This window comes from Amycolatopsis sp. NPDC059027, assembly GCF_042739735.1.
In the GTDB taxonomy this organism is placed as follows: Bacteria; Actinomycetota; Actinomycetes; order Mycobacteriales; family Pseudonocardiaceae; genus Amycolatopsis.
This window is the reverse complement of the sequence record NZ_JBHYIK010000132.1, coordinates 1-13,090: the sequence shown is the minus strand read 5'-3', so window position 1 is coordinate 13,090 and position 13,090 is coordinate 1. Positions and strand designations below refer to the sequence as shown.

The window sequence follows — 13,090 nt, the reverse complement described above, 5'->3', positions numbered from 1 at the left end:
CTCTCACACGATCATGGGACCTAGACACTCACATGATCAACAAGAGCCGTGCCCGCCCTGCAACCAACCCCAAAAGACTTTGCCGGAACCCTGCCAAGGGAGGGAGGGGGATGTCCGGGGAGCAGTGTGGCCACGGCAAACCCGGGATGAGTCTACTGTGGAGGGTGGTGGTCGGCGGGGACGGTCAGGGGCACCCGGGGTGTGAGACCCGCCTTGGCGTGCCGGGGTACGGGGGTCGGCGCCCACGCGCGCATCAACTCGGCGTAGCGCGGGGAGCGGGTCAGCAGTTCCTCGTGCGAGCCCAGCGCGGTTTCGCGGCCGTCCATCACCAGGACGCGTTCCGCCCGCATGGCCGAGGAAAGCCGGTGCGCGATCACGACCAGGATCCCGCCCCGCGCGGCGAAGGCGCGTTCCGCCCGCGCCTCCGCGACCGGGTCGAGATGGGAAGTCGCCTCGTCCAGCACGACGATCCTCGCCGGGCTCGCGTAGACGCGCGCCAGCGCGATCAGCTGTGCCTGGCCCGCGGAGATCTCGCCGTGCCCGAGTTCGCCGTCCAGCCCGCCGAGCCGTCGCACCAGTTCCCCTGCCCCGACGGCGTCCGCCGAGGCGAGCAGCTGCGCGTCCGTGGCCGACGCGCTGAACAGGCCGAGGTTGTCCCGCACCGTCCCGGCGAAGACGTATGCCTCCTGCGGGATCAGCGCCACCAGCTGGTGCCGCAGCTCCGCGGGGACCTCGCGCACCGGGACGCCGCCCAGCAGCACCTGACCCGCCTGCGGTTCGAGCAACCCCGTCAGCAGCCCGGACAATGTCGACTTGCCGATACCGCTCGGGCCGACCACCGCCAGATGCGCGCCGAGCCCGAGATCGAGGTCCAGGTCCCGCACGACCGGTTCCGCCGCCGCGCCCCATCCGAACGTCAGGTCCCGCACGTGCACGTCGAGCCCCCGCGGCCGCGCGTGCCCGTCGACCGGTTCGGGCACCTCCGCGGTCTCCGCGAGGCGGCGCAACGCGACCATCAGCCGCAGCACGACCGTGGTCGCCGTCGACGCCAGGCCACGCAGCGCCGGCTCCATCGTGGTCGCCAGGTACACCAGCGCGCCCAGCGCCGCGCCCGCGGTCAACGTTCCGCGCTGGACCAGGCCCGGCGCCAGCAGCAACGCCAGCACCAGCGGCAGGAACGCGCCCAGCCCGATCACCGCGGCCCGGAGCGCCCCGGCCTGCGCGACTCGCGTTGCCGCGCGGGCCTGCGCGTCGACCGCTTCGTCGATCGTCAGCGCGGCAAGGGGTTCCGCACCACACGCGACGACGTCCCGCATGCCCGAAAGCACCGCGCCGACCGTCGCGGCCGCGTGCTCGTCCGCCAGCGCCAGCGCCCGCTGCCGCCGCGCCAGCGACGGCAGCAGACAGGCGAACACCGTCACCGCCACCAGCACCGGCGCCGCGACCGGGAGCATCAGCGCCCCCGCCACGGTGACCAGGCCGGCGAGCGCGGCGACCGTGGTCACCACCATCCCGCGCGCCTGCACCAGCAACCCGCCGGTCGCGTCGCGCACGACCTCGACGTGCTGGGTGATCCGCGCGACGCCACTCGCGTCGGCGCTGTTGCGCGGCGGCGACGGATCGTGCAGAACGCCCCGGACGACAGCCCGCACCAGCGCGTCCCGCAACGGCTCGACGACCTTACCCAGCTGCCGCCACACCAGCCGCGAGCCGAACGCGCCGAGCAGCGCCACCACCCCGAACAGCCCGAGCCACAGCAGCCCTATCCCGGCCCTGCCCACTCCGAACCCGCGGTCCACCGCAAGCTCGACCAGCCTGCCGGAGAAGAACGCCGGCACCCCTTCCAGCACCGAACAGCCCAGCAGCACGACACCGCCGCGCCATTGCTCCCGCAGCACGGACCGGTACAGCCGCCGGATACTCACGAGCCGACCCGCGCTTCGCCGGGCACCTGGTGGGCAACGCGAACGAAGCCTCGCAATGGTGCGTTCACGGTGCCGCCTCCACAACCCGCGGGACACCCGCACCCGATCGGATGGTCACGTTGCCTCTTCCATCTCCTCGGTGAAAACCCCTCGATAGCCCGGCTCCCGCCACAACGCGGTATGCGGTGCCACCGCGCGGATCCGGCCGTCCTCCAGCCACAGCACCAGATCCGCCCGCGAGGCCGTGCTCGCGCGGTGCGTCACGACGATCCGGGTCCGGCCCGGCAGCGCCGAGGCCATCGCGTCCTCGACCGCCAGCTCCGTCACGGTGTCCAGGCTCGCGGTCGCGTCGTCCAGGATCAGCACCCTCGGGTTGTGCACGATCGCCCTGGCCAGGCCGAGCCGCTGCCGCTCCCCACCGGACAACGGCGTCTCGTCGAGCGGTGTCCGATACCCCTGCGGCAGCCGGACCACGACGTCGTCGACCTGCGCGGTCCGGCACGCGGCACGGATCGCGCCCTCCCCCGCCCACGAGCCGTAGCCCACCGCGTCCGCCACCGTTTCGCCCAGCAGGGCCGGCCGTTCGAAGGCGTACCCGACGACCGCGCGCAGTTCCTCGGGCCGCAGCAGTGCCAGCGGGCGTCCGTCGAGCAGCACGGCGCCCTCGTCCGGTCGCACCAGCCCGCCGAGCACGCCGGTCAGCGCCGACTTGCCCGCGCCGGACCGGCCGACCACTGCCAGGAACGTCCCCGCCGCGACGGCAAGGTCGACCTCCTCCAGCGCGCCCCGCACGGTCACGTGCCGCAGCTCGATCCGGCCCTGCCCTGGCAGCAGCCCGAGCTTCCCGGATTCGGGCACCGGCTCGTCGAGCACCTCGGTCAGCCGCTCCGCGCTCGACCGGGCCCGGGAAAGCGTGGTGAGCATCGGGATCTGCGCGAGAATGCCCAGCCCGAGTGCGACATAGCCCAGCACGGCCAGCATGTCGCCCACGCTCAGCCGCTTCTCCATGACCCCGAACCCGGCCGCGGCGAGCACGACGATCTCCACCGCCGGCAGCAGCAACGCGGCCCGCCAGACCATCTTGGCCTGGGTCCGCCAGATACCGCGCCCGGCCAGGTTCAGCCGCGGCAACGGCCGCAGGACCCGTTCGGCCTCGCGATCGGCGATCCCGGCGGCGGCGATCGTCCGCAGCCCGGCGACCGCGTCGAGCATGCGCGCGCCGAGTTCACCGGACACCCGCTGGTAGGCGAGGACGTTCTCGGCGCTGTGTCGCAGGTGGACACGCGCGAGCAGCACCGCGAACGGGATACTGCCGAGGAAGACGAGGGCGAGCCGCCAGTCGAGCAGCGCGAGCAGTACCACCGCACCCGCGGAAAGCAGCGTCCCCGAACCGAACTGCACCACGACCGGCACGAGAGCGCCCGCGCTGGTGCAGTCCCCGGCGAGCCTGCTGACGGCGTCCCCGTCGGCGAACGGCGAGCGCGTGCCCAGTTCCAGGAGCCGATCGGCGAGGCGGCGGCGCAGCCACGCCGTCGCGGACGCCGTGATCCGGCCGACGAGCATCCCGCTCAGGACATCGGTGGTGAGCTGGGCGGCGCCGAGCAGGAGCAGCCAGGTGACCTCCGGCCAGCTGCGGTCGCCCGCGACGACGGCGTCGACAGCGGCCGCCAGCGCGCCCGGAAGGGCGAGCCCCGCGGCGGTACCGATCAGGGCCCCGCACACGACCAGGGCGAGCCTGGCGCGGTCACGATGAGCCAACGCGGCCAGCAACCGATCAGCCGATCGCGTCATCCCACCCCCTAAGACAGTGGCCGGAGTCCCCAAGAACGGGCGCAAACTGCAGAATGAAGGTGCGGGAGCGGCGCACTTGGCCTGTGCCGCTCCCGCACCTCACATCATTCGTGCTGCCATCGCGCCTTACTCCGAGGCGTCGACCTCGCAGGTCAGCAGGCTGAGCGCGCTGTGGCTGCAGTGGGTCAGCAGGCTCAGGTTGCTGCCGCCCCCACCGTGGCCTTCCATCGCCTCGGGAGCCTCGAGCGACTGCAGCTGAAGAACGAATTCCATGGTGTCCCTCTTCCTTTCGTTTTTTCCTGCTCCACCGGTCAGGCACGACCGGAGGTCTGAGGGGACGGCGTCCTGCCGAGGAACGGCAGGACGGGAGTGCCGTCCAGTACGGCCGACAGCGCGAGCAGAATCCCCGCACCGCCGGTGTTGACGTCCATCGAGAGCCGCAGCAGCTGGTTTCCGGGGAACGCCAGCCCGCCCTTGAACGGGATCGCGTGCCAGGCCAGCCGCGCCAGATGCCGGTCGACGGCGTCGCGGGTCCGCTGATCGGGTTCCGGGTCGCAGGCCAGTGCGGCGATCAGGCCACTCCGGCCGTAGCAAAGCCCCGGGTAGATGACGAACTCGCCGCGGCACGCCTCACGGAGACCGGGCAGGTTCTCGCAGGCGGCCGCGTCCGGCTCGTGCCGCGCGAGCTGCTCGGCGACCATCAGGATGCCGGCGCTGCCGATGCCGACGTAGGGCAGTGTCCTGGCCGTGCCGTCCCGGACCTGCAACGACCCGTCGAGGGTCGGTTCGCACTCTTCGAGGTCGCGGCGCAGTGCCTGGTCGGCGAACGACAGCCAGGCCCGCTCGCCGGTGCGCTCGAACAACCGGATGAACAGCAACGCCGGCCCCGACCAGCCGGACAGCAGGCCGGCCCTGGCGAACTTGCCCGGCGGATCGGCGGTCTCGAGCGCGTCGGCCAGCCGGACGGCGGTCTGCAGCGCCTGCCGTCCGAACTCGTTGTCCTTGCGTTCGAGCGCGAAGTGCAGCTGGGTGAGGCCGATCCCGGCGAGACCGCGCTCGATCCCGTGGTCGGCGGTCTGCTCGACCAGCGCGGCGGAGGCACGGAGCAGCTCGTCGGCCACCTCACGGTGTCCGAGGTTCTCCAGCACGTAGGCCACGCCGTACGAACCGTCGAAGAAACCGGGACGCGTCGGGCGGTCGCGACGAACCGCGTCGATCAGCCACTGCTCGTGTTCGGGATACCGGCCGGCACCCGCGACGTCGAGCGCGTGCAGCACGCCGGCCGCACCGACGCCGAAACACGCGCCGCCGCCGGGCCGGAACTGGTCGATGTCCCCGGGGAACAACCGGTCGGTACGGTCCGGGGTGGCGCTCGCCAGTATCGCTTCGGAGATCTGCTTGCGGACCAGCACCCAGTCGGGCTCCGGCTCGTCCAGCGCCGTGTGCGCGCTCACCGGCGTGCCCGGTTCCACCTCGCGGCGTCGCACGAGCGTGGCGTAGCACGCGTCGACGTACCCCTCGGGCAGCGGGAAGCGGCGCTGGATGAAGTCGAGGTAGCCCCGCAACTTCGACGGCGAGAGTGCCAGCAGCTGGACCAGCGGAAGGAAGAGCCACAGCTTGATCGCGGCCAGCGCGTACTCGTCGATCTCGGCGCCGACGCGGTCGGCGGGGGCGCGGAAGCCGGGGGCGCCCAGCGCCGTCCGCTTGGCGGTCGTCAGATCCGCGGCCAGCTCGAAGTCGATCAGCGCCGCGGTGTCGTCGTCCGAGACCAGGATGTTCAGCGCGTGCAGATCGCCGAAGAGGACCCCGCGCTCGTGCACGGCCTGCACCGTCCGCTCCACCTGGTCCAGCAGCCCGAGGGCGCGGGTGGTGTAGGCGGCGAAGTCGTCCTCGCCGGGGTCGCAGCGGGTGAGCGGGTAGTTGGCGGCCAGCCACTTGCCCAGCGAAACTCCCGGCATGTACTCCATCGCCAGGTAGTGGTGCTCCCAGACGGTGAACTTTTCGTGGACACGCGGGATGCCGGGAATGCCGGCGAGCCGGTCGAGGACGGCCTTCTCCCGCTCCAGCCGCGCGACCGCGTCGGCGCCCACCTCGTCGAGACCGGCGTGCGGCCTGGCCTCCTTGAGCACCACCTGCTCGCCATCGGCCTTGCGGTTGGCCAGGTAGACCCCGCCGCCATTGGAGAAATGCAAGGAGCTGGTCACCCGGTAGGGGAACTGGTCGGGATCCCCTTTCCCACGGTCAGCGGCGCTCTCGGCCAAACAGGGGGGAATCTTCACCCAATCAGGGACAGAGAAGGTGGGCGTGCGCTCATCCGGTATCAACGTCCCGTCGGGCTTGCGGATCGCGGGCACCCGCTTGCCGCCGTGCTCGACCCACTGTTCGGCGAATCCGCCATAGCGGACGTACAGCGGTCCCGCCCCATAACGGAGATCGCTGAGAATATAGGCACCCGTCTCACCGGCGAGTTCGGCCGACAGCTCATCGAGAACACGTTTCAGTTGGTTATCGCCGTCCGGGTAAATGGTGATCAACTTTCCACTGCCGGACCGCGGCGCGTATTTGGCATTCTGGGCGAGCAGGATCATCCGCGAGCGAAGATGCTTGTAGGAGATCCGGCGGCCGACACAGTACTCGTGCACCCGGGCCAGCACCCGGGTCGCATTGTCCAGACCAGCGGAAACGTGGATTTTCCAGCCCTGTGGGGGAAGTTTCAGACCATCCGGGTGCAGGATACGCCACACACCGTGCCGTCGCTCGCTCCAGCCGCCGGCCGGCAGCGGCAGCAGCCGCGCGAAATCGTCGTCGGATGATCCGGTTTCTCGTTGTTCGTCGAAGAACAGCGGATCGGCGAAGCAGAACGCTTCGTACCGGACATCCATGGAACAGCCCCTCCATACGTTCGCCCGACGCACCCCGCGACGCCGGGACTGGGATATTCCCCCATGCCGGACGCCTCTGGGCCAATCCTCCAACCCGGGGGTTCAACTGGGCTGATCAGGCTAGGCAAAAGTAACGCCTACCGCCGAGTACAGGAACCCAGCGTAATTCCACCGGCGCTTCCAACCACCCGTTTGTGGTGTAACGCGAAGGTTTTTTCAGCGTCCCCGCTGGTCCGATCGGGGACCTCAAGAATGCCACGTCGAATTGGCAGAATGCCATCAACTCCATTTTGTGATTTATTCACCCGATGCCCTCGTGCAGGGCGAACACGGCGCTTCTCACGAAATGCGAACACGTGGCGGGCGACACCCGCGCGCACCGGCGCGGCGGAACCGGCAATGCCGACGGGTACGTTGTAGCCCGATAGGCCGGAAGGAGGAAAGGGTGATCGTCGGATTCTCGGTGACGGTCGCGGTGTGCGCGCTGCTGACCGCGCTGGCCGCCTTCGTCCAGTCCGCGCGCAACCGGCTCCCGGACCGCCCGCTGCTCGGCGCGCTCGCGGTCGTCGAAGTCCTCCTGGTGGCCCAGCTGGTGATCGGCGTCGTGCAGCTGGCGAGTGGCGAACACCCCGGCAGCCTCGCCACCTACCTCGCCTACCTGATCGGCTGCCTGCTGGTGCTGCCGGTCGGCGCCGCGTGGGCGCTGGCCGAGCGCAGCCGGTCGAGCACGGTGGTGCTGGGCATCGCCAGCCTGGCCGTCCCGGTGATGGTGTTGCGACTGATCGAGGTGTGGCATGGCGCGAGTGCGTAGTACGGCCACCGGCCCCGGCCGGGTCCTGGTCGCGGTGTACGCGATCTTCGCGCTCGCCGCCACCTCGCGTGCCGGGGTGCAGATCGGCACCAAGTTCCACGAGGCGCCGCTGGCCTACACGCTGTCGGCGTTCGCGGCGGTGGTCTACGTGGTCGCCACGATCGCGCTGGCGAAGGGCGACCGCTGGCGGTGGGTGGCGACGGCCGCCTGCACCGTCGAACTGCTCGGCGTGCTGGTCATCGGGACGCTGAGCATCTTCGACCGCGCCGCGTTCCCCCAGGCCACCGTGTGGTCGGTGTACGGACAGGGTTACCTGTTCATCCCGTTGGTGCTGCCGGTGATCGGGCTGTACTGGCTGCGTCGTGCCGCGCCCGCCCGCGTCGGCAGTTGACCGTTAGCGCCGCACGCAGTCGAACAGGATTCCGGATCCCGCCGCGTCGGGTCCGATGCGCTGTGCCGGGACCGGGACGCAGGCCTTCGTGAGCCAGCCGATCCGCTGTCCGATCGCCGCCGTGCCGTTGTCCCCGGCACCGCCCGAGGACGGCTGCGCGCCTTTCATCCGCCGCCCGAGGTCGACGTAAGCCTGCGGCAGCAGAACGAATCGCAATTGTGCGCTGTCGACCCATTGCCGCAATTGCATAACCGTCGGCGCCGGATCGAAGCCGAGATATCCGCCGAGTGGCGCCACTCGCGCGTCCGTGTGCAGCAAGAACGGGTCCGCACCATAACTGCCGCCCTCGACGGCCATGGTGATCCGCGCCGCCGGCGCCTGGGCACGCGCGTAGTCCAGGATCTGCGCCTGTCCGGGGCCGAGCCGGGTGGCATCGTCGATGAACCGCAGGAACGCGGTCTCGATGTCCGAAGAATCCTTTGCGGGGACCAAGGTCCGCATACTGCCCAGTACGGCTGTCCCCGCGGGCCCCGCCGTCGGATCTCCCGCTTCCAGCACGGTGATCGGCCGCGCGGCGGTTTCCACGGCGTACGCGGCGGGACCGGCCACGATCGCCGGCAGTCCGGCGATCACCGCTACGACTCGTGCGCGGCGCTCACGGACGAGAGCACTGATCACCGCGAGCGCACCCAACGCGAGGACGGTGTAGCGCAGCCAGGGCAGCCACGTTGGTGTGCGGTCGAGAAGCACGTACGCGGTCAAGGCCGTCCCCGCGACAGCGGCTGGCAGGACGAACCGGGCGCGTCCGCCTTCGCGATGCCACCGCCAGGCCGTCGTCAGCCCGGCGGCCGCCAACGCGGCGATCGCGGGAGCGAGTTCGGCGGTGTAGTAGCCGTGGAAGATGCCGCCGGTGAAGGAGAACACCGCCGCGCCGACAAGGAGCCAGCCGCCCCAGAGAGTCCAGCCCGCGCGCACTCGCCGTGTCGCGCCACGCGCCCGGAACGCGGCGACCACGAGCGCGGCCAGCGCGAGCGGCAGCAGCCAGGCGATCTGCCCACCGAGTTCGGCGTTGACCAGGCGCAGCGGTCCCGGTGCCCCACCGAGGTCTGCACCGATCGCGCTGCCGTAGGCCCCGCTGATCCCGCCCCCGTCGCCGAAAAGCCGGGCGAGGCCGTTGTACCCGAAGACCAATTGCCAGACGGAGCCGTCGGTGGTGCTGCCGACGAACGGCTTCGCACCCGGCCACACGCCGACCAGCACCGGCCACGACAACGACACCGCGAGCGTCACGAGCCCGGCGAGCCCGATCTTGGCGAGACGCCTGCCGCGCGACTCTCCCGCGCCGACGAAGTACGCCACCGCGAACGCGGGCAGCACGATCCACGCCACGAGCATCTTCGTCAGGAAACCGAGCCCGGCGAACACCCCGGCGAGCACGAGCCAGCGCGTACTCGTCTCTTCGATCGCGCGAGTAAGGAAGTACGCGCCGATCACCAGGAGGAGCGTGAGCAGTGTGTCCGGCAGATTGTCCCTGCCCACCGCGGTCACGATCGGTGTCAACGCGTAGAGCGCGGCAGCGAGCAACGCGGTGTACGGACCTGCCCAACGGCGTACGACCCGGTTCAGGGCGAGCACCGCCCCGACCCCTTCCAGCGCTTGGACCCCGGCGATCACCCACGGGTGGAAGCCGAACGCCCAGACCCCGACCGTCTGGGTCCAGAACGCCAGCGGCGGCTTGTCGACCGTGACGACCCCGGCCGGGTCGAACCCGCCGAAGAAGAACGTCGACACGTTCTGGGACATCGAGTGCACGGCGGCGACGTAGTACGGCTGCAGCGTGTGGCCGGCCGGTGCCCATCCCCACAGCACCAGCGCGAGGAGCAGGATCACCCCCAGCACGATCCCTTCCCCGCGGACCACCTGCCGCACGTCCGCCGTCTCCACCACCGCCATGACCCGCCCCGTTTCTCCCCACCGACGAGGAGAAAGCTAAGGCCGGAGCGGGCGCGAGATCGTCAAGCCGGGGATGGATTCCGGCGCGGCGGGGGTCGAGAAGCGGCTCCACCCGAGGGTGGAGTTCAGGGCATGACGGCGAATTCGGTGAACCGCCCGCAGTCCTCGAAACTGAGCTTCCGGTAGACCGCTTCACCGTCCTCCGACGCCTGCAACACCGCGATGTCGAAACCGGCCGCGCGAGCGGTGTGCAGGGCGGCGAGCGTGATCGCGCCGCCGAAGCCCCGCCGCCGGTACGCGGCGAGCGTCGCGATGTTGTAGATCCCGGCGACGTCCGCGTGCAGCACCACCTCGGCGGCGCAGACCGGATTTCCTTGGTGGTACCCGATCAGCAGCCGTCCCGGACTGTCCGGCGCGAGCGCCCGGCCCGCGACGCCACGGTAGAACTCGACGACGCCCGGCGCGGGCGGTTCCCAGTTCGCCGCCAGGATCGCGGCGAACGCGGCGAGTTCGCCCGGCCGCGTCACCGGGCGGATGTCCAGCCCCTCGACGGGTTTTCCGACCGGGACTGCGGCCAGATCCGCCCACATCGCGGTCTCGGACTCCGACTCGGCCAGCCCCGCCGCCCGCAGCCGCTCCGACAGGTCATCCGGCGCCGACGTCGGCCCGACCCACCACGAGAAGGAGCGCCCGGTCGCGCGCAGCGCGGACACCGTCTCGGCGATGCGGGCGTCAGCCGTTTCGGGGGCGAAACGCGCGGCGGCGACGAGGTTGAAGGTGTCGTCGTCGATGCCGCTGTCGGCGATCAGCAGGTCTTCGGCCCGGGTGACACGGGCACCGGGCAGGGCCGGGTGCAGGTAGCAGGCGTGCTCGGCGAGGTTGCGTTCCATCCGGTCGAGCAGGGAAGTCGGGGCCATGTGCCCCAGCCGATCATGGATTGCCCGGCGCGGCCAACCGGTTTATGTCGCGTTGACTGTTTCCAGCCTGCGCCCGGTGGTGCGCGGGCCCAGCAGCGCGACGTTCAGCGCCACCAGCACCATCGCCGCCGCGACGACGGTGAACAACGTGCCCGCACCGGCGTCGTGCAGCAGCGGCAACAGGACGAACGGGAGCGCGCCGCTGGAGATCCGCGACAGCGAGTAGGTGCCGCTGGTGGCCGTGCCCCGCACCGCCGTCGGGAAGATTTCCGCCTGGTAGATGTGGAAAGCGTTCGAGAAGACGTTGCTCAGCACGGTGTAGCCGAAGCCGAAGACCAGGATCATCCAGGTCGCGGTGGCCAGCCCGAAGGCGAGGCCGAACGCCGCCATCGCGATCGCCGTCCCGATCACCAGGTACTTCCGCTCCACGCGCTCGACGATCGGCAGCGAAAGCGCCGCGCCGACCGGGTAGCCGAGGAAGGTCAGCGCGCTGAACAGCAGCGACTGGACGATCGGGAAACCCTTGGCCACCAACACGATCGGGGCCAGCGTGCCGAAGCCGTAGTAGCCGAAACTCTGCAGCAGGTGGAACACGGTCATCATCACCGTGCGGCGCCGGTAGGGCGGGACGAACAACGCGCCGACGCCCGCAGACTCGGCGGGCACCGCGGTTTCGGCGGCCGGTTCCGGAAGTTCCGCGTGCGCCGCGCGGGCGTCCGCCTCGAAGCGCGCGACCACCGCCTCGGCTTCTTCCTTGCGCCCCACCGATTCCAGCCACCTCGGGGACTCCGGCAGGCCGGATCGGAGCAGGAAGACGACGACCGCGCCGAGCGCGCCGAAGACGAACATCCAGCGCCAGCCCGCGATACCGAGCGGCGCGGCGGGGACCAGCCAGCGCGCGAGAAAACCGCAGAGCGGAACGGCGAGGAACGACAGCGTGTACGCCCACGCGGTGTACCGGCCGCGGTGTTTCGGCGGCAGGAGATCACCGAGGTAGGTGTCCGAAACAGGCGGTTCCGCCCCGATTCCGATGCCCGCGAGGAACCGCGTGATCACCAGCATCACCGGCCCGGTGCTGAACGCTCCGAGCAACGAGAACACCGAATAGACGCCGAGGCTGAGCATGAACGCGCGACGGCGCCCGAGCCGGTCGGCGAGCAGGCCCATGCCGATCGCGCCGAGGAACATGCCGAGGAAGGCCGAGGCGAGCAACAGCGCGAGCGCGTCCTTGCCGAGCTGCATTTCCTTCTGCAGCACCGTTCCCAGCACTCCGGCCAGGAAGATCTCGTACATGTCGAAGAACAATCCGAGTCCGATCGCGACAGTCGCGAGCCGGTGCTGCCGGGTGATCGGCAGGCGATCCATCCGCGCCGCGATCGTCACCGTGCCTGCCCCGTCCGCCATCGCCTGCCCCTCCTGTCCACTTTCTGGGATAATCGTTGCACTATATGGGACACTGGTTCTACCGTCGAGAGCATGACGACAGCGGATCGCGCTTACGGCCAGGGCCACGCGGAGAGCGTCGTACGGTCCCAGCACTGGCGAACGGTCACGAACTCGGCCGCGTATCTGGCCCCGGAGCTACGTCCCGGCCACACCCTGCTCGACATCGGCTGCGGCCCCGGCACGATCACCGTCGACTTCGCCCGGCTGGTCGCCCCTGGTCACGTCGTCGGCCTCGACGTCTCCGAAGCGATCCTCGAACAGGCCTGCGCCAACGCCGGTGGGGAGAACGTCGAATTCGTTCTGGGCGACATCAACCACCTCGACGCGGCCGACGACACGTTCGACGTCGTGCACGCGCACCAGGTTCTGTTGCACCTCACCGATCCCGTGGCCGCGTTGCGGGAAATGCTGCGCGTCGCCAAGCCCGGCGGTGTCGTCGCGGCCCGCGACACGGACTATTCGGGCGCGATGTGGTGGCCCGCCGATCCCCGGCTGGAGCGCTGGCGCGAGGTGTACCGCGCCGTCTCGTACGCCAACGGTGCGGAACCGGACGCCGGACGCCGCCTGCTGGCCTGGGCGCACGCCGCGGGCGCCACCGACGTCACGCCCGGCGCGTCCATCTGGTCGCATTCCACCCCGGCCGAGCGGGCGTGGTGGGGCGGCATGTGGGCGGACCGGATCCTCGATTCCCGCATCGCGGAACAAGCGGTCGAAGGCGGCCACGCCACCCGCGGCGAATTGGAGGACATTTCCGCCGCCTGGACGGAATGGGCCGCGCATCCGGACGGCTTCTTCGCCATCCCACACGGCGAGATCCTCTGCCGCGTCTGATTCGGGGCGGGGCGAGTGCCGAGGGACGCCCCGGGTGCGCTGGGTGCGACGAGGGCGTCCCTCGGTGCGTCGAGCGCACCGAGGGCGTCCCTCGGCACCCCACGCCAGCACCCCGCAACAGCGCCCCCCAACCACCCCCACAG

Annotated in this window: 10 protein-coding genes; 3 read left to right on the top strand and 7 right to left on the bottom strand. The window is 70.6% G+C overall.

Going from position 1 to position 13,090, the window contains the following annotated elements:
• Positions 1 to 152: 152 nt before the first annotated feature.
• The 4 genes from ACFWY9_RS43875 to lanKC all read right to left on the bottom strand — a co-directional run bounded on the left by ACFWY9_RS43875 (position 153) and on the right by lanKC (position 6,598).
• Positions 153 to 1,925, bottom strand: coding sequence for an ATP-binding cassette domain-containing protein (locus ACFWY9_RS43875; protein WP_378327372.1), 1,773 nt, complete (start codon positions 1,923 to 1,925; stop codon positions 153 to 155).
• A 114-nt stretch (positions 1,926 to 2,039) separates the two neighbouring features.
• Positions 2,040 to 3,716, bottom strand: coding sequence for an ABC transporter ATP-binding protein (locus tag ACFWY9_RS43870; protein WP_378327373.1), 1,677 nt, complete (start codon positions 3,714 to 3,716; stop codon positions 2,040 to 2,042).
• 126 nt (positions 3,717 to 3,842) lie between these two features.
• Complete coding sequence (locus ACFWY9_RS43865; protein WP_378327374.1) at positions 3,843 to 3,989, bottom strand: SapB/AmfS family lanthipeptide; 147 nt, start codon at positions 3,987 to 3,989, stop codon at positions 3,843 to 3,845.
• A gap of 38 nt (positions 3,990 to 4,027) precedes the next feature.
• Complete coding sequence (lanKC, locus tag ACFWY9_RS43860; RefSeq protein ID WP_378327375.1) at positions 4,028 to 6,598, bottom strand: class III lanthionine synthetase LanKC; 2,571 nt, start codon at positions 6,596 to 6,598, stop codon at positions 4,028 to 4,030.
• Between the two features lie 445 nt (positions 6,599 to 7,043).
• Between lanKC and ACFWY9_RS43855 the strand changes: the two genes are divergently transcribed.
• Both ACFWY9_RS43855 and ACFWY9_RS43850 read left to right on the top strand, forming a co-directional pair.
• Positions 7,044 to 7,409: a hypothetical protein gene (locus tag ACFWY9_RS43855; RefSeq protein WP_378327376.1), complete on the top strand. Its 366-nt coding sequence runs from the start codon at positions 7,044 to 7,046 to the stop codon at positions 7,407 to 7,409.
• Positions 7,393 to 7,800 (top strand): hypothetical protein, encoded by a 408-nt coding sequence (locus ACFWY9_RS43850; RefSeq protein WP_378327377.1) that lies wholly within the window; start codon positions 7,393 to 7,395, stop codon positions 7,798 to 7,800. Before ACFWY9_RS43855 ends, ACFWY9_RS43850 begins: the two co-directional genes overlap by 17 nt.
• 3 nt (positions 7,801 to 7,803) lie before the next feature.
• Here ACFWY9_RS43850 and ACFWY9_RS43845 read toward each other — a convergent pair whose 3' ends face one another.
• The 3 genes from ACFWY9_RS43845 to ACFWY9_RS43835 form a co-directional block, all read right to left on the bottom strand.
• The gene (locus ACFWY9_RS43845) at positions 7,804 to 9,753 is read right to left on the bottom strand and encodes an ArnT family glycosyltransferase (RefSeq protein ID WP_378327378.1); all 1,950 of its coding nucleotides are present in this window, start codon (positions 9,751 to 9,753) and stop codon (positions 7,804 to 7,806) included.
• 125 nt (positions 9,754 to 9,878) lie between these two features.
• Positions 9,879 to 10,670: a GNAT family N-acetyltransferase gene (locus ACFWY9_RS43840; RefSeq protein WP_378327379.1), complete on the bottom strand. Its 792-nt coding sequence runs from the start codon at positions 10,668 to 10,670 to the stop codon at positions 9,879 to 9,881.
• A 42-nt stretch (positions 10,671 to 10,712) separates the two neighbouring features.
• Positions 10,713 to 12,074, bottom strand: a complete 1,362-nt coding sequence (locus ACFWY9_RS43835; protein ID WP_378327380.1) for an MFS transporter — start codon at positions 12,072 to 12,074, stop codon at positions 10,713 to 10,715.
• 72 nt (positions 12,075 to 12,146) lie between these two features.
• Here ACFWY9_RS43835 and ACFWY9_RS43830 point away from each other — a divergent pair, with 72 nt between their 5' ends.
• A complete protein-coding gene (locus ACFWY9_RS43830; protein ID WP_378341681.1) occupies positions 12,147 to 12,947 on the top strand; it encodes a methyltransferase domain-containing protein in 801 nt (266 codons plus the stop codon).
• Positions 12,948 to 13,090: the final 143 nt, after the last annotated feature.